Consider the following 19,378-nt stretch of genomic DNA (forward strand, 5'->3'; position numbering starts at 1 on the left):
TGGGGTAACGTCAAGGGCGCATATAGTGTTATTGCCCGGCCGCAGCCAATAAGCGCTGGGAAAGGTTGCTATAACTCCAAGCTGGGAGCCGATCAACAAGAAGTCCGGCTTCAGCGTACAGGCATAGACAAGCAGCTGATCAGAGTGAGCGGCGGCGCTCGTAAAGGATCTGAACACCCAGCGCCAGCAGGCAGAACAGCGCCACAGGCCAGAACAGGCTATTCAGCGCGTCCCAGCCCCAGGCGTTGAGCACCTTGCCAGACATCAGCGACGAGAAGGCAACAATGCCGAACAGTGTGACGTCATGAAAGCCCTGCACCTTGTTCTTCTCGGACGGACGATAGGTCGTGGTCACCATGGTCGTCGCACCGATGAAGCCGAAATTCCAGCCGATACCCAAGAGCACCAGAGCCAGCCAGAAATTCCACAGCTCGATCCCCATATGCGCGACAATGGCGCAGCCCAGCAGGATGACAAGACCGGTGGCGGTGATGGTGTCACGGCCAAAACGTGCAATCAGCTTGCCGGTGAAGAAGCTCGGCGCAAACATCGCCATTACATGCCACTGGATGCCAAGCGTTGCGAGTTCGGGCGAGAAACCGCATCCGACCATGGCAAGCGGCGCACCGGTCATCATGAAGGTCATCAAGGCATAGGTCCCGACACCGCAGATCATGGCGGTGATGAAGCGTGGCTGGCTGATGATCTCGTAAAGCGGACGTGCAGGTGTCTCGTCGTGTCCCACATCACCCGGCCGTGTATCGTTGGGGATACGCAGGAACCACAGGATCGACATGGTGATCAAAGCCAGCGGAACGAGGGCTATGAAAGAACCGGCAAACATCACTGGCTCAAACAGCTCGCGCGTGAAAATCACGGTCTGCGGCCCGATGATGGCTGCGAAGACACCGCCTGCCAACACCCAGGATATGGCCTGCGCCTTGAAATTCGTCGGCGATCCGTCGGCTGCGGCAAATCTGTATTGCTGCACAAACGAGCCACCAAGGCCGATGAAGGCCATTCCGAAGGCAAACAGCCAGAACTCATGGCGAAACAGAGCGATGGTGGCGATAATGCCGCCGAGCGCGGTCATTGCCATGCCCGAGAGGAAGCCATAACGGCGACCGATCTGGCGCATCAACCAGGCTGCAGGCAGCGCACCGATGGCCACACCAAGATTGAACCCGGTGACCGGAGCGGTCGCCAGAGATTTGTCAGTGCCCAACAGGTAAAAGCCCGCAAGCCCGCCCATCGAAATGGCGATTGGTGCTGCGGCGCCGCCAAAGGCTTGTGCTCCGGACAGCAACAACGAGTTGCGGCGTGCCAGATTCTCGGCGTCCGTCGCACCAGCCAGCCCGACCTTGTCGAGAAACGCCATGTCTGTCAGTCCTTGACGGGTTTTTGATCGCCGCGGTACTTGCGCGCCAGACGGTCGAGCACTGCGTTGACGATCTTGGGCTCTTCACCATCGAAAAAGGCCCGCGCGACATCGACATATTCATTGACGATGACAGCGATAGGGACATCCTTCTTGGCGGAAAGTTCCCAGGCCCCTGCCCGCAGGATCGCGCGCAGGGTCGCGTCAAGACGCGACAGCGGCCAGTCTTCGGTCAGGCCGGCGCGAATAACCGGATCAAGCGCCCGCTGGTTCTCGACCACACCGGAGACGACGGCGCGGAACCAGGCCGGGTCGGCCGGACGGTATTGCTCGCCGTCAATTTCATTGCCCAGACGATGCGCTTCATACTCGGCAACGATCTCAAGCACGCCGGCACCACCGATATCCATCTGGTAGAGCGCCTGGACCGCAGCCAGCCGTGCAGCGCCGCGCTGATTGGCGGCCTTGATTTCCGGCTGGGACGCCGATGGTGAGGAGTTGTCTTCTGTCGCCACGATCAACCCGCCAGATTGTCTTTCAACGTAATCATCGTCAGCGCAGCGCGCGCCGCAAAACCGCCCTTGTCGAGCCGGTCTTTCTTGACCCGTTCCCAGGCCTGATCGGCGTTCTCGGTGGTCATGATGCCGTTGCCAAGTGCAAGGGATTCGGAAATCGACAACGTCATCAGACCACGGGCCGATTCATTGGCGACAATGTCAAAATGGTGGGTTTCGCCGCGAATGACCACGCCAAGGGCGACGAAGCCGTCGAACTCGGCGCCGCCTTCATCCATCGCGTCAAGCGCCATGGCAATGGCGGGGGGAATTTCGAGCGCACCTGGAACGGTGACAACTTCATAAGTCGCGCTGGCTGCTTCGAGCGCCGATGTCGCGCCATCCAGCAGCGCATCGGACATGTCGTCGTAAAAACGCGCTTCAACAATCAGCAAGTGCGGGGTCTTGGGCTTCGCCATGACGGCTTTCCTTTTTGCGGGCAGGTTTGCCACGCGTCGGGGTTCGGGAACGGAACCTGAGAAATGGGTCGGATCAGAGCGCGGTCAAACCACTTTGTCTGCGGCTTGGCAAGCAGAAATGGCCCGACAGCGCTCAACAACGGCCTTTTGTCTTTGGCATTGGCGGCCTGCATGTGCAATTGCGAGACAAATTCGGTTAAAACCCGCCCATGGACGGGCTCTCCAGGGCACCTTTGCGCGGACGTCACGACTCCTTTATGCAAACAGTCATGCGCGCAATCAAACCCAAAGAAACAGACCTCTATCCACCGGTCAAAGCCTTGCTCGAAGGTCAGGGCTATGTGGTCAAGGGAGAGATCGGCGCCGCTGACATCGTCGCAGTGCGCGAGGACGAGGATCCTGTTGTGGTGGAGCTGAAAACCGGGTTCTCGCTGTCGCTGTTTCATCAGGGCATCGAACGCCAGGCGCTCACCGATGCGGTCTACATCGCCGTACCGCGTGGAACCGGACGGGCATTTCAAAAGGCGATTGCCGCCAACACATCGCTGTGCCGCAGGCTTGGACTTGGCTTGATGACTGTGCGGCTGAAAGACGGGCTGGTTGAGGTGCATGCCGATCCTGCGCCTTACAAACCAAGGAAATCGGCGATCAAGAAGGCGCGGCTGCTCAAGGAATTTGCCAAACGGACCGGCGACCCCAATTCCGGAGGATCCACCCGGCAGGGATTGATGACGGCCTACCGTCAGGATGCCCTGCGCTGCGCCCGGGCGCTTTCGGAGCTTGGACCGACAAAGGCGGCGCAGGTGGCAAAGGCCACCGGGGTGGACAGAGCAAGAGCGCTGATGGCGGACAATCACTACGGCTGGTTCGAGCGGGTGGCGACCGGGATCTATGCGCTTTGTCCGAAAGGGTTTGAAGCGCTGGCGCTGCTTGGAGACCCTGATAGCGGTGCCGACCGGAAGCAACAGTCCGAAGCCAACGGCTGAGCCTGTATAGCCAAGCCAATGATCTTCAGTTGATGGTCGATTGTCGTTGCTCGAAGGGCGCGAAGGGCGCGAAATTTACCGTTGATTAACCATAAAGGCCGATGGTCGGAGCCTGACACCTCTCGCCCGGGCAATGGCATGCGCCACGTATCACCCCACATATCCGGACAGCGTCGCCCGGCCTGGTCTCCGATGCAGGAAGGTCTGGAGTTTGCCCGTCCCGGCGTCATCACACCCGGGCTTCTGCGGTTGTCGGCGATCGTTCTTTCAGCGCTCGGAATGGCACTGATGCTGATTTCCCTGCAACCGTTTGCCAGCGCCAGTCTGGTCAATGACACCGGCGGCGATGGCGGCAGCCTGGTCAATCAGGTCGGCTTTGTGGCCGCGGGACTGGTGTTCGCGGTTGCAATGATGTGCCTGGCCAGCCGTAAAGTTCTGGGCAGCCTGCTGACACCCAGTTTTCTGATGCTCGGCGTGGTTCTTGCCTATTCGGTTTCAAGAGCGCCCGATCCAGAATCGACGATCCGCGGTCTGATCCTGACGTTGATCGGGATGTTCATCGCGTTTTCGACCATCGTTCTGCCGCGCAGTGAAAAGGACTTTCAACTCGCTTTGCTCGCCGGTGCAGCTGCGGCACTGGCGTTGTCCTACGGCGGGCTTATTCTGGTTCCAGATCTGGCCATGCATGGCTACGACGCCTATGAGCCGCAGCATGCCGGACTGTGGCGTGGCCACTTCAGCCACAAGAACGTTGCCGGTCCGGTGATGTGCGTGATCGCAATTTTCGGCTTTTACCTGATGCGAACGGGCCACCGTTTTGTCGGCCTTGTCATTTTTCTGGCCGGGGCTCTGTTCGTGCTCAAGACCGGATCGAAAACCACCAGCGGTTTTTTCCCGCTGTCGATCATGATCGTCTTGATGGCAGGGCTGTTCGGGCGCAGCGGAGCAGCGGCCTTGGCATTCATGCTGGCGGTCTGCTCCGTAGGGATCATCACGCTCGGCTCGCTCTACAGTTCAGGGATCTCGCGGCTCATCGGCAATTTGCTGGGCGATGAGACCTACACGGGACGGACCACCTTGTGGGAGTTCAGCCTGTCGAAGATACCGGAAAAGCCGTGGCTGGGCTTTGGTCTGTACAATTTCTGGAGCACCGACAACGTGTTCCTGCTGGACAAGCCTTTTGAATCGGCGTGGGATTACCGTTTCATCGTTCACGGCCACAACAACTATCTCGATATTCTGCTCAATCTCGGGATCATCGGCGGCGCGGTGCTGTTCTGGGTGCTGTTTATCGGCCCCACGATCAATTACATGAAAGCGCGAAAGCTCCCCGGAAACCGCAAGATCGCCGACATGTTTTTCATGATCATCGTGTTTGCGGGGCTGCTCTCATTCCTCGAGACCTTTTTCCTCGCACGCAACGATTCACTGTGGATGATGCATATATTCGCCGTGTTCGGACTGCATCTTGCAGCCCGGTTCAGCATCGGCCAGCCCCCGGCTTCGCCTCAAATGAGGCGCTGACCTTCAGAGCCTCCGCCGTTTGACCAGGCTCAGGCGCGCTTCGCGGTTTCTGCAAGACGCGCAGCATAGCGCGCCATCTGATCAACCTCCAGATTGACCTTATCGCCAACCGCACGCTCTCCCCACGTGGTCACAGATAGCGAATGCCTGATCAGAAGAACGTCAAAATCAGTGTCGTTGACCGCATTGACGGTCAGCGAAGTGCCATCCAGCGCCACCGACCCCTTGGGCGCGATGAAGCGTGAAAGCGCTTCGGGTGCTCGCAAGGTAAAGCGGCGAGCCTCACCTTCATCCGTGATGGCAATGATCTCGGCTTGCCCGTCGACATGGCCGGAGACCATATGGCCTCCCAGTTCGTCGCCGATCTTGAGCGAACGTTCCAGATTGATCGGTGTCCCGACGGCCCAGGTCGCAATCCCGGTCAACCGCAGCGCCTCTTCCCAGGCCTCGACTTCAAACCAGCGGGCGTTGTCACCGTGTTCCGGAAGCGACGTGACGGTCAGGCAAACGCCGGAACAGGCAATCGAAGCACCGATGTCGATGGTTGCCGGATCGAAAGCCGTTTCGATCCGAAGGGCCACGCCCTGATCGCGCTCGGTGACAGTGGCCACACGGCCGATATCGGTGATGATGCCGGTAAACATGATTTCAGGCCCTTTCGTATTCATCCATCTCGTCGGCACCATATCTCATGGATGCAACCTTGCGGAAAGCCTCGGGGATGGTGTCCCGGGTGACCGGTGCGTTCACTGCATCGCCCTCAATTGCCCTCTCGCCCGTCAACAGGACAATCCGGTCAACCAGATCTTCGACAAGAAAGGCTTGCGCGACTTCAGCACCGCCTTCGATGAAAACCGTCGAGAGACCTCGCGCGGCAATATCGTCCAGCAGTTCCGGCAGTGCGATCTTGCCATCATGGGCGTCGCAAGCAAGGAACTCGGCGCCTGTTGCCGCGAGTTCTGCCCTGCGCGGATCATCCGGCGTAGAGGCAGTCGCGATCCACAACGGGACGTTCCGGGCGGTCATGGCCAGCCGCGACTGGCTCGGAAGTCTGAGGTGTGTGTCGAGCACCAGCCGGACCGGAGACCGGTCTCCTAGGCCCGGAAGCCGGCAGGTCAGATCAGGATCATCATTGATCGCAGTGCCAACGCCAATCAGGATCACATCCGACATGGCACGCAGGGCATGAACCTGATGACGGCTGATTTCGCCAGTTATCGCAACCTGCTGCCCGTCACGTCTTCCGATCTTTCCATTTTTAGATATCGCTAATTTTAGAGTGACATGCGCACGGTTCTTGATTCGTCTTGTGAGGTAACCAGCAAGATCGCTTTCCGCTTCCCGTGCCAGCACGCCCTCTTCCACCACAATGCCGGCTGCGCGCAATATGGCATAGCCGCGCCCTGAAACACGCTCATCCGGATCGGTCGCAGCGGCCACAACGCGGGCCACGCCGGCGGCGACAAGCGTCTTGGCGCATGGCGGCGTACGTCCGTGATGGGCACAGGGTTCAAGAGTAACGTAAGCTGTCGCACCCCGTGCCAGTTTACCCGCCTCGGCCAACGCCTGCGGTTCTGCGTGCGGGCGACCGCCGATGGCGGTCACACCGCGACCGACAATCACCGGCGTTCCGTCAATCTCGCGCACAATCAGTGTCGCAACCGACGGATTGGATCCCGTGCGCCCCTCATGCCAGCGGGCAAGACGGATTGCCGCCGCCATATAGCGACGGTCGAGCGCACTGACGGCCATGGTGTCAGATATCCCCGACAGAGCTGTCGCCGGCGATCCGTGCGGTCAGTTCGGCGATGGTCCGCTCGAAATCTTCCGGCCCGGAGAAGTCCCGGTAGACAGAGGCGTAGCGAACAAATCCGACATCATCGAGCGCCTTGAGTGCCTCAAGCACCAGAAGGCCAATACCGTCCGTGGCAATCTCGGTCTCGCCCGAGCTTTCCAGACGACGGACAATGCCTGACACGGCGCGATCAATCCGCTCGGGATCAACCGGCCGTTTGCGCAGCGCGATCTGGAAGGATTTTGCCAGCTTTTCGCGATCAAACGGCACCCGCCTGCCGGTTTTCTTGAGCACCTGCAGATCGCGCAGCTGTACGCGTTCGAAGGTGGTGAAACGACCACCGCAATCGGGACACACACGCCGCCTGCGGATCGCGGCGCCGTCTTCGGCGGGCCGCGAATCCTTCACCTGACTGTCTTCAGAACCGCAATAGGGACACCGCATCTCAGCTTACCCGAGATGGGGATAGAGGGGGAAACGGTCGGTGAGCGACATCACCTTGGCTTTCACGGCAGCTTCCACCTGGGCGTTGCCCTCTTCGGAGTTGGCAGCCTTCAGACCGTCGAGCACCTCGAGGATCAGCGCGCCAATTTCGCGGAATTCAGCTTCGCCAAACCCGCGGGTGGTTCCGGCCGGGGTTCCAAGACGAACGCCGGAGGTGATCGTCGGCTTTTCCGGATCATTGGGAACGCCGTTCTTGTTGCACGTGATGAAGGCGCGACCGAGAGCGATTTCCGATGCCTTGCCGGTGAGGTTCTTGGGACGCAGGTCAACCAGCATCAAATGGGTATCGGTGCCGCCGGAGACGATTTCCAGGCCGCCCGCGACAAGCGTTTCGGCCAGAACTTCAGCGTTGCGGACCACATTGCCGATATAGGTCTTGAAGTCCGGTGTCAGCGCCTCGCCGAAAGCCACCGCCTTGGCGGCAATCACATGCATCAAAGGGCCGCCCTGGAGACCCGGGAAGACGGCCGAATTGATCTTCTTGGCGATGTCTTCGTCATTTGTCAGCACGATTCCGCCGCGCGGACCGCGCAGGGTCTTGTGGGTGGTCGAAGTGGCCACATGAGCGTGGGGGAACGGGCTTGGATGCGCGCCACCTGCCACGAGGCCCGCGAAATGCGCCATGTCGACCCAGAGGATAGCCCCAACGGCGTCGGCAATGGCACGGAAGCGGGCGAAATCGATGCGGCGCGAATAGGCTGAGCCACCGGCGATGATGATGCGCGGCTTGTGCTCGTGGGCGAGCGCCTCAACCTGATCGTAGTCGATTGTGCCGGTTGCGAGGTCGAGGCCGTACTGGACCGCATTGAACCACTTGCCCGACAGGTTCGGCTTGGCGCCGTGGGTCAAGTGACCGCCTGCATCAAGGCTCATGCCGAGAAGCGTATCGCCCGGCTTGGCGAGCGCCAGAAGCACGGCCTGATTGGCTTGCGAACCTGAGTTCGGCTGGACATTGGCAAAACCGCAGTCAAACAGCTGCTTGATACGCTCGATCGCCAGTTCCTCGGCGATATCAACAAAATGGCAACCACCATAGTAGCGACGGCCCGGATAGCCCTCAGCGTACTTGTTGGTCATGACCGAGCCTTGTGCTTCCATCACGGCTCTGGACACGATGTTCTCGGACGCGATCAGTTCGATCTCGTGACGCTGGCGACCCAATTCACTTTGGATCGAGCCGAAAACTGCCGGATCGGCATCAGCCAGGGTGCGATTGAATGATGCATCTGAAGAGTGGGCGGCGGCGGTCGCGTTGGACATGTTCCGGGTTCCTTGTGTGACTCGGGGTATGGCTCGGGTCTGTCGTAACGCCGGCCAAAGGATTGGCAGCGTCCAAAGATGTGCTCGAATCCGGAACAGGTAACCCTGACCGGATGCGGCTGTTTACCCCCGTCGCATGGCGAGGGCAATATCCGCAGGTCTGATTGCGTCATTGTGCAGCGTGAAACAAAAAAACCGCCCGGAAGGGGCGGTTTTCAAGCTTGTCAGTCTGCTCTGAATCCGGTTCAGCGCAGCGCCAGTTCGTCCACGCCGTCGCGCTGGTAGACGTCGTCGCGGAACTGGACAACACCATCCTCGGAGGCCCAGGCGGTAAAATAGGTGAAATAGACAGGCACTGGCTCTGTCAATTCAATTTCGGTGTTCTCACGCGAGGCAATCGTTGCCTCGATGGCCTGACGGTTCCAGCCGGGTGTGTCCCGGAGCAGCCAGGTGTTAAGATCGCGCACGTTCTGCACGCGCACGCAGCCTGACGATTCGAACCGCATCAGCTTGTTGAACACGCCCTGCTGCGGGGTGTCATGCATGTAGACCGCATGCGGATTGTGAAAATTGATCTTGGTCGAGGACATGGCGTTGCCCTTGCCCGGATCCTGGCGGAACATTAGATCCGGCGCCTTTTCAGCGTTCCAGTCAATCGTTTCCGGAGCGACTTCCTCGCCCTTTCCGTCAAACAGACGGATGTTGTTGCGCGCCAGATAAGTCGGATCCTTGCGCATCAGCGGCACGATATCCTTTTCGATGATCGAGCGCGGCGAGGTCCAGTAAGGATTGAGAATGATCTCGTGGATCTTGGAATTGAGGATCGGCGTCTGACGGTCGATCTTGCCAACGATCGCGGTGTGACGCAGGGCGACGCTGCCGTTTTCCACAGCTTCGATCTGGGCAGCAGGAATATTGACCATGACATAACGGTCGCCCAGGAAGCCCGACATCGAGCGCAACCGCACCAGGTTGGTTTCGAGCTGGCCAAGACGGACATCTGCCGACACGTTGAGCGCCTGATAGGAATAGCTGCCCAGGACACCATCCGGCGGCAGGCCGTGACGGGCCTGGAATTTCTTCACAGCGCCATCGACATAAGAATCGAACGCGTTGGAAAGCCCGGCGCTCTGGTCGAGATCGCCCGAAGCCATCAGGCGCTGACGCAGGATACGAACTTCCGGCTCGGAAACGCCCATGCGCAACTTCTTGGTTGCGGGCACGAAGGGCCAGCCACCGCGCGCAACCAGATTCTGGTAATCGAAAACCGCTCGCTCGACAAAAGCAATGGTATCGGCGCTTGCGATCGGGTGGCGGGTGGCAGTCTCGGCCACGGAACGTGAGCTTTTCGCGTCGAACTGGTCATCCCAGCTGCCGCGACGGGGAGAATTGATGATCTCTTCAATGGCGGTTTGAGCCAGTGCAGGACCCGCAGTTATCGCAGCGGCCGCAACACCGGCAGCGCGTCCGATGAATCGGCGACGGGAGAGAGGGGCGGGTCCGTTTGGCTTGGTCATTCTTTTTCCACCATATATTCGATTCTAGCGTGAGGTCTGGAATGGTTACCATTCTCAACGTTAAAAATTGGGGACCAAAACCGAGCTTTCAAACCTGCAGCAACACTCTACGTGAGCAAGCGGCAAGATAAAAATCGCGCAGGTCCGCACCTGATCATCATGCTTGTTGTTAGCACATTTGCTCTCACGGCAATATGGCTAATTCATGGTCCGGCGCAGAACCACCCCTGGCCTCCTGCCCTGTCCCAATTCATTCCAACAGATGCCGGCCAAAACAGGCGTCGCAAACCTGAAAACCAAGCGCCCGCAGGGCTTTGACAAGGCAAAGTCTGTACGAATGCAACGAAACACAGACAGCAAAAAGCGGCGGGTTCGAAGCCCGCCGCTTTTTTTGAGTATGCACGCCATGAGGTTTTAGAGGCGGTACAGGATCTGATCGTTCCAGAACCGGTCAAGGCGCTGCATCAGCTTGTTGAGTTCCTCAAACTCGCTGGCGCCGATACCGCCGACCTTGGCGATCGAATTGATGTGACGGTCATAGAGGCCGCCGACGGTTTCGGCGATTTCTGTGCCATGCTCGGTCAGGCTGATACGCACCGCACGGCGGTCAACCCGCGAACGCTGGTGATTGATATAGCCAAGATCGACCAGTTTCTTGAGGTTGTAGGAGACGTTCGACCCCAGATAGTAACCGCGGCTGCGCAGTTCACCGGCGGTCAGTTCGGAATTGCCGATGTTGAACAGCAGCAAAGCCTGGACGGCGTTGATATCGGTACGGTTGGCGCGGTCGAACTCATCCTTGATGACATCGAGAAGGCGGCGGTGGAGCCGCTCGACCAGCTGCAGAGATTCAAGATAGAGATCACGAAGGCCTTCGGACTCGTCGTTTGCAACTGCAGATTTGGGTCCCGTCGCAAGTGCTGAATTTGTAAATGACATGATGACTGCCTCACTGTTTGTTGTGGCGGCTTTTGTTCCCGCCTTGAGACAGACCCTATCGAATACGCCTAAAATTCTACTTAAACTGCAAGCTTAACAGGGGGTTACCTTCGACTCACTGCCAATCAAAGTGAATCAGTTCTTACCTGCATCGCGTCCTGGCGGCGTTTGATGAAGAGAGCGACCCTAAATCCGATATAGACCGAGATCACCACGGCATGGGCAATGATTAGCGCTGGCCGCTCGCCAAACCACAGCGGCAAGCCCTTGTGCATGATGGTTTCCGATCCGGCCGCAACCACCCAGAGCACAGGCCCCCAGGAGACCTGCATCCACAAGCCGACCGCAGCCACCGGCAGCAGGACGGCGAGCGAGGCCGACGCCACCTGCCAATAGGACGGGATCAGGTCAAAGCGGTAGATGCCGTTGTCGGAATAGCCGATCAGTCGTCCCCAGTACTGCAACCCGGCGAGAAGGCAGCTGACAGCCACCAACCGCATGAACAGCCGGAAACTGGCTTCAAGCGCGCCTGTGCCAACTTCCGGGGCGGTGCCGATCTGCAATATCGCCAAAATGAGAACTCCTTGTCCGGGGCGCAGAGGTCTTGAGACGCGCCCGACGGGCTCATGTCATAGCCACTCCTGCGCACGCGGTGCAAGCCCGCGCAGCCTATAGAGATATGGAGTGAGATGATTTGTCCGGCTTGACCGCCCGGCCTCCAGTGCGGTCTAAAGCGACTGAAACGAACGTCAGTCAGCCAGTAGATGGCATCGGGCGCGACGGAAGCCAAGGGATGGGACGAGAATGGGCGAGAACTCCAGGAACACTGCCGCAGGGCTGAAAGTCGCAGCGGAAATCGATGTCGACGAGATCACCGGCCACCGCCGCATGCGCCGGTCCCGCGGCGCCGACTGGTCGCGCCGGATGGTGCGCGAGACCCGCCTGACTGTGGATGATCTGATCTGGCCGATCTTCATCATTCCCGGCACCAACATCCTCGAACCCATCGACGCGATGCCCGGCGTCAACCGGATGACTGTCGACAAGGCCGTGGAAGCAGCGAAAATGGCGGCCGATCTCGGCATACCGGCACTTGCCACCTTCCCCAATGTCGAAATGGAAAAGCGCGACGAGACCGGCTCGCATATTCTCGAGCCTGACAACCTGATCAACCAGACCACCCGCGCCATCAAGAAGGCCGTGCCCAATATCGGCATCATCACCGATGTGGCGCTTGATCCTTTCACCAGCCACGGCCACGACGGCATCCTGCGCGATGGCGAGATCGTCAACGATGAAACCGTGCGGCAGATCGCGGCGGGCGCAGTGCATCAGGCCGATGCCGGGGCTGACATCATTTCACCTTCGGACATGATGGACGGCCGCATTGGTGCGATCCGCCGGGCGCTGGATGCGGCAGGCCACCAGTCGGTCAGCATCATGTCCTATGCCACCAAATTCGCTTCCGCCTGCTACGGGCCATACCGCGAAGCCATCGGCACCTCGGGCCTCTTGAAGGGCGACAAACGCACCTACTATCTCGACCCGTCCAATGCGATGGAAGCAATCCGCGACGCCGGTCTCGACGTCGAGGAAGGCGCAGACATGCTGATGGTCAAGCCGGGGATGGTTTATCTCGACATCTGCCGCGCGCTCAAAGACACCTATGGCCTACCGACCTTCGCCTACCAGGTCTCGGGCGAATATTCGATGATCAAGGCCGGCCATGCGGCTGGCTACATCGACGGCGAGCGGATCATGATGGAGAAGCTGCTGGCTTTCAAACGCGCCGGCTGCGACGGCATCCTGACCTATTTCGCACCCGAAGCCGCGAAGCTCATCGCCAAGGGGCTTGGCTGAACAGCCGCGGTTAAGCGCCAAAACAAGCCTCAAACCCTTTAAGCAGAGGGTTTGAGTTCCTACATCTGGGTAAGAGCGGGCAATCTGTCCGTGCCGATGACAGGAGATGACCGTGAGCCAACCGTTCCCAGACAGCGCAAATGAACCCTCGATGGGTGCCTATGACGATATCGCGCTTTATGACGGCGTGCGCACCAAGCGCGTCATGGCGTTCTTTATTGATTACGCAATCGTGCTGGCGCTGTGCGTGCCAATGGCGATCCTGGTGTTCTTCATCGGCATCTTCACCTTGGGCCTCGGTTTCTTTCTCTACCCGATCCTGTTCCTGCTGGTGGTCATTCCCTATGTCGGCCTTTCGATGGGCGGACCAAACCAGGCGACGCCCGGCATGCGCATGATGGGCATCCGCCTCGTCCGCCTCGACGGCCGCCCGGTCGATTTCATGCTCGCCGTCGTCCATGGCGTGTTGTTCTGGGCGCTCAACGCCGTGCTGACCCCGTTCATTTTGCTTGCAACGCTTGTGCTCGATCGCAAGCGGACAGTGCACGACTGGATGCTGGGCACAGTGGTGGTGCGGGGGTAACTCACACCACCAATCGCGTCTCATGCTTCAATTGACGCAAGATCAAATTGGTCTTCACCGTCGAGACGCCCTCGAGCGAGAACATGAATTCTTCCAGAAACCCGTTGTAGGCCGCAAGGTCGCGGCAGCGGATGCGCAGGTGATAGTCGGCGTCGCCGGTGGTGGCGAAACAGTCGAGCACTTCGGGGCGGGTCATGACTGCTTCGATGAAATTTTCGACGTGACCAGCCTGATGGCGCGAGAGCACCACGTGGACCATGGCGTGGAAAGAAAGGCCAACCGCTTCGGGATCGATCAGCGCCGTGTAGCGCTCGATGACGCCCCCGTCTTCCAATGCCTTCACCCGCCGCCAGCAGGCCGACGCAGACATCGCGGCGCGGTCAGCCAGATCCTGATTGGAGATGCGGCCATCGTCCTGCAGGGCGTTGAGAATCTGTCTGTCGGCAGGCTGAATTTCAGTTTTCTCCGTCAAATTGAATAATCCTTTCGATTGATCCGCTCGAAACGGACATATTATCCGTTTCTATGCTAGAGTGTGGCCAATCTGGCAAGATCTGTCAGGGCAAAAGTGCTATGATAGCGGGCAGAGGAGCTGCCCATGACATTCCACACCCCTGCCCCATCCACTTACACACTCAGCGACCGCTATGCTTTGCAAACCGGCCGGGTGTTCATGACGGGCACGCAGGCGCTTGTCCGGGCGCTGTTTGACCAGGCGCGGCGCGACCGCGAAGCTGGGCTGAACACCGGCGGGTTCGTGTCGGGCTATCGCGGCTCGCCGCTCGGTGGTCTCGACATGGAGTTGTGGCGGCAAAAGGCGCGGCTTGCCGAGGGCAAGATCGAGTTCCTGCCGGCGGTCAACGAGGATCTGGCTGCAACGGCCGTGCTTGGTTCGCAGCAGGTGGAAACCAATCCCGAGCGCCAGGTCGAAGGGGTGTTCGGCCTCTGGTACGGCAAGGGTCCGGGTGTCGACCGCGCCGGTGACGCACTGAAGCACGGCAACGCCTACGGTTCCTCGCCGCATGGCGGAGTGCTGGTGGTGGCGGGTGACGACCATGGCTGCGTCTCGTCCTCGATGCCGCACCAGTCGGACGTGGCGTTCATGGCCTGGTTCATGCCGACGCTCAATCCGGCAAGTGTCGCCGAGTATCTGGAGTTCGCCGAATATGGCTACGCGCTGTCGCGCTACTCGGGCATGTGGGTCGGCTTCAAGGCGATTTCGGAGACCGTCGAGGGCGCGAGTTCGTTCATGTTGAAACCTGACCGCGTGTTCGCAAAGCCGGAATTTGATATCCCTGCCACCGGTCTGCACTACCGCTGGCCCGACCTGCCCGGACCGCAGATCGAGGAGCGGATGGAGGCCAAGAAGCACGCGGTGTTTGCGTTTGCCGAAGCCAACCCGATCGACCGGGCGATCTATGGCATCAAGGACGCCCGCTTCGGTCTGGTCACCACCGGAAAGGCGCATCTCGATCTGATGGAGGCGCTGAGGCTGCTCGGGCTTGATGAAGCCCGCTGCCGGGCGCTCGGCATCGATATCTACAAGGTCGGCATGGTCTGGCCCCTGGCGCGGCGGGATGCGCTCGATTTCGTTCGCGACAAGCGCGAAGTGGTGGTGATCGAGGAAAAGCGCGGCATCATCGAAAGCCAGTTCAAGGAGTATTTCTACGACTGGCCCGGCGACAAGCCGCAGCGCATGGTCGGCAAGCACGACGAGACCGGACGGCGGCTGATCCCCTGGACCGGCGAGTTGTCACCCAAGCAGCTGGTTCCGCTGATCGCCAGGCGCCTCGACGGCGTGTTCCCGAACGAGAATTTTGTCGCGCGGGCTGCGGAGATTATTGCAGAGCCCCATATTGCGCTCAGCGATCCGGGCGCTACCCGCACCCCCTACTTCTGCTCGGGCTGCCCGCACAACACCTCGACCAAAGTGCCCGAGGGATCGAAGGCGCTGGCCGGAATCGGCTGCCATTTCATGGCCAGCTGGATGGACCGCGAGACCTCTTCGCTGATCCAGATGGGCGGCGAAGGCGTCAACTGGGCGGCCTCCTCGCGCTTTACCGGCAAGAACCACATCTTCCAGAATCTCGGCGAAGGCACCTGGTATCATTCGGGCTCCATGGCGATCCGCCAGGCGATCGCGGCAGGTGCCAACATCACCTACAAGATCCTCTACAATGACGCGGTGGCCATGACCGGTGGCCAACCGGTCGACGGGCCGGTGAGCGTGCAGGCCATCGCCCATATCTGCCGCGCAGAGGGCGTCGAGCGCATTGCGCTGGTCTCGGATGATCCGGACAAGTTTGCCGCTGCAGACTTCCCGCGCGGCATTTCCATTCATGGGCGCGGTCACATGGACGCCGTGCAGCGCGAACTGCGCGAGGTTCCGGGCGTCTCGATCCTGATCTACGAGCAGACCTGCGCGACTGAAAAGCGCCGCCGCCGCAAGCGTGGCGAGTTGCCAGATCCGAAGACCTTCGCTGTCATCAATGATCTCGTTTGCGAGGGCTGCGGCGATTGCTCGACCGAATCCAACTGTCTGAGCATCGAGCCCAAGGAAACCGAATTCGGTCGCAAGCGGCAGATCAACCAGTCCAATTGCAACAAGGACATGTCCTGCCTCAATGGGTTCTGCCCCAGCTTCGTCACCATCGAAGGCGCCGAGCGGCGCAAGCCGAAGCCTGCTGATCTCGAAATCGAAAGCCTGATGCAGGCTGTCCCCCTGCCCGCTCTGCCAATGCTGGAAATGCCGTTCAACCTGCTGGTCACCGGCGTCGGCGGCACCGGTGTTGTCACCGTCGGCCAGTTGATCTCGATGGCCGCGCATCTTGAAGGCAAGGGCGCGAGCATTCTCGATTTTACCGGTTTCGCGCAGAAGTTCGGCTCGGTGCTGAGTTTCGTCCGCATCGGGCGCGATCCCGATCAGATCAACCAGGTCCGCATCGACACAGGCATGGCGGATGCGGTGATCGGCTGCGACATCGTCGTCTCGTCATCGCCAAAAGCATCCGGCACCTACAGGCACGGCACGTCCGTCGCGCTCAACACCGCCTCGATGCCGACCGGCGATCTGGTGCTCAAGCGCGATGCGCAGTTGAACATCGACGGCCGTGCATCTGCGATTGAAGCCGTAGTCGGAGCCGATAACCTCGCCGCGTTCGACGCCAATTCGGCGTCAGAGGCGCTGTTCGGTGACGCGGTGTTTGCCAATGTGATGATGCTTGGCTTTGCCTGGCAGCGCGGGCTGGTGCCGGTGTCGCTGGATGCGCTGTTGCGGGCGATCGAGCTCAACAATGTCGCCATCGACAAGAACAAGCGTGCCTTCATCTGCGGCCGGTTGATGGCGGCCAACCCTTCGGTCCTAACGACGCATCTCAATCCGCCAACCGACATCGCCACCTCGTTTGACGACGTCATTGCCCGCCGCGCCACGTTCCTCGAAGGCTACCAGAACGCTGCCTGGGCGGAGCGCTACCGCAGCCGCGTGACCAAGTTCCGTGCGCAGATGCCGGCCGCACAGGCGGAAGACCTGGCAAACAGCGCAGCAAAATCGCTGTTCAAGCTGATGTCCTACAAGGACGAATACGAAGTGGCGCGACTGCATGGCGACAAGGCGTTTCTGGCGAGCCTCACTGATCGTTTCGACGGCGACTTCAAGATTGTGCACCACTTCGCGCCACCTCTGCTCAGTAGCGGCAAGGATGCGCGTGGCAGGCCGCTGAAACGCAAGTTCGGCCCCGGCATCCGGCCGGTCCTGTCGGCTCTGGCGCGGTTCAAGGGCTTACGTGGAACTGCGCTCGATCCGTTTGGCTACACGGCAGAGCGCAAGATGGAACGCGGGCTGATTGGCTGGTTTGAAGGCCTGATGGCGCGGTGCGAGCAGGAGATCACGCCTGCCAATGCTCCCATCTGGGCGCAGGTGCTGTCGGCTCCGATGGAGATCCGCGGCTACGGTCCGGTCAAGGACGAGGCAACAACCAAGACCAAGGCAAAGGTGGACGCTCTGTTGTCTGCATAGCGCAGGGTAAAACCGGCCATCGGTAACAGGGTCGCCTGCCGAGATGGCAAGCGGCCCGGAGCCGTTGACCAGAGCATTCGTTTGCGGGTTTGGGCAACCGTTGCACCGACAATTGCGCCAGATCTGGCTCTGCGGAAATATTCGTCCTAGGCGCATGAGCATGCGACGCGGTAAAGTGGCAGGTAATCATCTGCACCGGAGTCGCACCGCATTCATGCCAGATTTCCACCTCATCGCCACGTTTGTCATCATCGCGGCCACCATCATCGCCTATGCGTCCGAACGCTGGCCGATGGAGACGGTTTCACTGGTGTCGCTTGCAGCTGTGCTGCTGCTGTTTGGCGTTGTCCCCTACAGCGGGCCATCCGGCGATGTTTTAGATACGCAACAACTTCTGGCAGGATTCTCCAATTCGGCGCTGGTCACTGTGATTGCGCTTCTGATCGTTGGACAAGGCCTGTTTGCAACCGACGCGATGGAGGCGCCGGCGCGGAAACTGGGCCGGATGGGCGGTGCAAGCACATTCCGGCCAATCCTGTTCATTCTCGTCGGAGCTGCGCTTTTCTCGGCGTTCTTGAACAACACGCCGGTGGTGGTGATCTTCATCCCGATTCTTGTGGTGATTTCGGCGCAACGCTCGATCTCGCCCAGCCGGGTGTTCATACCGCTCTCGTTCATCACCATCCTGGGTGGCATGACCACGCTGATCGGGTCTTCGACCAACCTTCTGGTGGCGGGCGTGGTACGCGATTACGGCTACGACCTCGGATTTTTCGACATCACCGGCATGGGCGTCATCCTGGCGCTGGTCGGTGGCGCCTATGTGCTTGGCGTTTTGCCGAAGCTGTTGCCTGAACGGGTTGCCGAGCTCTCGGCCGGGGCAAAATCCGGTGCGCAGTTCATCGGCGAGATGACGCTGACGCGAGACCATGCCTTTGTCGGGATCTCGGCCCAGGCCGGAATGTTTCCGGGACTGGGCGAATTGACGCTGCGGCTGTTGCAGCGCCGCGACGTGCCGGTGCTGCCGCCGTTCGAGGATCTCACGCTGTCAGTCGGCGACACGCTTGTGGTGACGGGAACCCGGAGAGCCTTTTCCAAGGCCCTGTCACGCGGGCGAGCAGGCCTAGAAAGCGAGGACGGCGCTTCGGAGGACACCCAGCAGGATCATCCACCCGGCCCTGATTATCATCTGGCCGAAGCGGTGATCTCGCCGGGTTCGCGCTATGCCGGCCGGACCATCCAGCTGTCGGGGCTGAGGCCTCAGTTCGGCATTTCGGTTCTTGGCGTCCAGCGCAAGAGCCGCATGGCGCGTTCCGCCATGTCCGATATCCGACTCGAGCCCGGCGACACCCTTCTGATCGGTGGTCCGATGGAGGCTATCAAGCTGCTCCGGGGCAATCACGACCTGCTGCTGCTCGAACATTCGGCCGAAGCCGTGCCGCAATCCCGCAAGGCCCGAATCGCTGTGGCGATATTTGCAGCGATCGTGCTGCTCTCGGCATTCTCGATCGTACCCATCGTGGTCGCGGCGGTCTGCGGCGCGGTGTTGATGCTCCTGACCGGATGCCTGTCGATCCTTCAGGCAGGCCGCGCCTTTGACCGGCAGATCTTCCTTCTGGTCGGCTCATCGGTGGCGCTGGCGACATCCCTTGAAGCAACCGGCGGCGCAGCCTTGATCGCGTCAAGCTCGTTGAGCCTGATGGAGGGCGCTTCGGCGGGCGTCATCCTGTCGGGCCTTTTCCTCGTTATGGCGGTGCTGACCAACGTGTTGTCCAACAACGCCACCGCCGTTCTCTTCACGCCGATTGCTCTTGGAATCGCCAAGGGTATGGGCGTTTCGCCCGAGCCGTTCATCGCAGCCGTGATATTCGCGTCGAACGCATCCTTCGCCACGCCGATCGGATATCAGACCAATTTGCTGGTCATGGGCCCCGGTCACTACAGATTCAGCGATTTTCTTCGCGCGGGCACGCCGCTTGTGCTCATCATATGGTTGACGTTTTCGTTAACTGCGCCATGGTACTATGGACTTTGACCTGGA

17 protein-coding genes are annotated in these 19,378 nt (G+C 60.1%); 6 read left to right on the forward strand and 11 right to left on the reverse strand.

Features of this window, described 5'->3' with window-relative positions; genetic code table 11:
* Nucleotides 1–139: 139 nt before the first annotated feature.
* The 3 genes from WNZ14_RS16305 to ribH are packed head-to-tail and all read right to left on the reverse strand — an operon-like array spanning nt 140 to nt 2,351.
* Nucleotides 140–1,378, reverse strand: a complete 1,239-nt coding sequence (locus WNZ14_RS16305; protein ID WP_342869672.1) for an MFS transporter — start codon at nt 1,376–1,378, stop codon at nt 140–142.
* A 5-nt stretch (nt 1,379–1,383) separates the two neighbouring features.
* Nucleotides 1,384–1,899 carry a transcription antitermination factor NusB gene (gene nusB / locus WNZ14_RS16310; RefSeq protein ID WP_342869673.1) on the reverse strand — a complete coding sequence of 172 codons (516 nt, stop codon included), beginning with the start codon at nt 1,897–1,899 and terminating at the stop codon, nt 1,384–1,386.
* Nucleotides 1,896–2,351: a 6,7-dimethyl-8-ribityllumazine synthase gene (gene ribH / locus WNZ14_RS16315; protein WP_342869674.1), complete on the reverse strand. Its 456-nt coding sequence runs from the start codon at nt 2,349–2,351 to the stop codon at nt 1,896–1,898. Before ribH ends, nusB begins: the two co-directional genes overlap by 4 nt.
* Nucleotides 2,352–2,620: 269 nt before the next feature.
* Between ribH and WNZ14_RS16320 the strand changes: the two genes are divergently transcribed.
* Nucleotides 2,621–3,337, forward strand: coding sequence for a DUF2161 family putative PD-(D/E)XK-type phosphodiesterase (locus tag WNZ14_RS16320; RefSeq protein WP_342869675.1), 717 nt, complete (start codon nt 2,621–2,623; stop codon nt 3,335–3,337).
* A gap of 138 nt (nt 3,338–3,475) precedes the next feature.
* Nucleotides 3,476–4,861 (forward strand): O-antigen ligase, encoded by a 1,386-nt coding sequence (locus tag WNZ14_RS16325; protein WP_342869676.1) that lies wholly within the window; start codon nt 3,476–3,478, stop codon nt 4,859–4,861.
* Between the two features lie 29 nt (nt 4,862–4,890).
* On the opposite strand, the gene WNZ14_RS16330 is transcribed toward WNZ14_RS16325, so the two are convergent.
* From WNZ14_RS16330 to WNZ14_RS16360, 7 genes are all read right to left on the reverse strand, one after another.
* Nucleotides 4,891–5,505: a riboflavin synthase gene (locus WNZ14_RS16330; protein WP_342870260.1), complete on the reverse strand. Its 615-nt coding sequence runs from the start codon at nt 5,503–5,505 to the stop codon at nt 4,891–4,893.
* A gap of 4 nt (nt 5,506–5,509) precedes the next feature.
* Nucleotides 5,510–6,613 (reverse strand): bifunctional diaminohydroxyphosphoribosylaminopyrimidine deaminase/5-amino-6-(5-phosphoribosylamino)uracil reductase RibD, encoded by a 1,104-nt coding sequence (gene ribD / locus WNZ14_RS16335; protein ID WP_342869677.1) that lies wholly within the window; start codon nt 6,611–6,613, stop codon nt 5,510–5,512.
* 4 nt (nt 6,614–6,617) lie between these two features.
* Nucleotides 6,618–7,100, reverse strand: coding sequence for a transcriptional regulator NrdR (gene nrdR, locus WNZ14_RS16340; RefSeq protein WP_342869678.1), 483 nt, complete (start codon nt 7,098–7,100; stop codon nt 6,618–6,620).
* Between the two features lie 6 nt (nt 7,101–7,106).
* The gene (glyA, locus tag WNZ14_RS16345; protein WP_342869679.1) at nt 7,107–8,420 is read right to left on the reverse strand and encodes a serine hydroxymethyltransferase; all 1,314 of its coding nucleotides are present in this window, start codon (nt 8,418–8,420) and stop codon (nt 7,107–7,109) included.
* A gap of 245 nt (nt 8,421–8,665) precedes the next feature.
* Nucleotides 8,666–9,937: a L,D-transpeptidase family protein gene (locus WNZ14_RS16350; protein ID WP_342869680.1), complete on the reverse strand. Its 1,272-nt coding sequence runs from the start codon at nt 9,935–9,937 to the stop codon at nt 8,666–8,668.
* Between the two features lie 414 nt (nt 9,938–10,351).
* The gene (locus WNZ14_RS16355; protein WP_342869681.1) at nt 10,352–10,876 is read right to left on the reverse strand and encodes a MarR family winged helix-turn-helix transcriptional regulator; all 525 of its coding nucleotides are present in this window, start codon (nt 10,874–10,876) and stop codon (nt 10,352–10,354) included.
* A gap of 125 nt (nt 10,877–11,001) precedes the next feature.
* On the reverse strand, nt 11,002–11,448 hold the full coding sequence (locus tag WNZ14_RS16360) for a DUF6163 family protein (protein WP_342869682.1): 447 nt from the start codon (nt 11,446–11,448) through the stop codon (nt 11,002–11,004).
* Between the two features lie 232 nt (nt 11,449–11,680).
* Here WNZ14_RS16360 and hemB point away from each other — a divergent pair, with 232 nt between their 5' ends.
* Nucleotides 11,681–12,736 carry a porphobilinogen synthase gene (gene hemB, locus WNZ14_RS16365; RefSeq protein WP_342869683.1) on the forward strand — a complete coding sequence of 352 codons (1,056 nt, stop codon included), beginning with the start codon at nt 11,681–11,683 and terminating at the stop codon, nt 12,734–12,736.
* A 151-nt stretch (nt 12,737–12,887) separates the two neighbouring features.
* A complete protein-coding gene (locus WNZ14_RS16370; protein ID WP_342870261.1) occupies nt 12,888–13,319 on the forward strand; it encodes an RDD family protein in 432 nt (143 codons plus the stop codon).
* A 1-nt stretch (nt 13,320) separates the two neighbouring features.
* Here WNZ14_RS16370 and WNZ14_RS16375 read toward each other — a convergent pair whose 3' ends face one another.
* On the reverse strand, nt 13,321–13,791 hold the full coding sequence (locus tag WNZ14_RS16375; protein ID WP_342869684.1) for an Lrp/AsnC family transcriptional regulator: 471 nt from the start codon (nt 13,789–13,791) through the stop codon (nt 13,321–13,323).
* A 126-nt stretch (nt 13,792–13,917) separates the two neighbouring features.
* Between WNZ14_RS16375 and WNZ14_RS16380 the strand changes: the two genes are divergently transcribed.
* Nucleotides 13,918–17,337 (forward strand): indolepyruvate ferredoxin oxidoreductase family protein, encoded by a 3,420-nt coding sequence (locus tag WNZ14_RS16380; protein ID WP_342869685.1) that lies wholly within the window; start codon nt 13,918–13,920, stop codon nt 17,335–17,337.
* Between the two features lie 214 nt (nt 17,338–17,551).
* Nucleotides 17,552–19,372, forward strand: a complete 1,821-nt coding sequence (locus tag WNZ14_RS16385) for an SLC13 family permease (protein ID WP_342869686.1) — start codon at nt 17,552–17,554, stop codon at nt 19,370–19,372.
* Nucleotides 19,373–19,378: the final 6 nt, after the last annotated feature.

It is taken from the genome of Hoeflea sp. AS60, assembly GCF_038900115.1.
Lineage (GTDB): Bacteria > Pseudomonadota > Alphaproteobacteria > Rhizobiales > Rhizobiaceae > Hoeflea.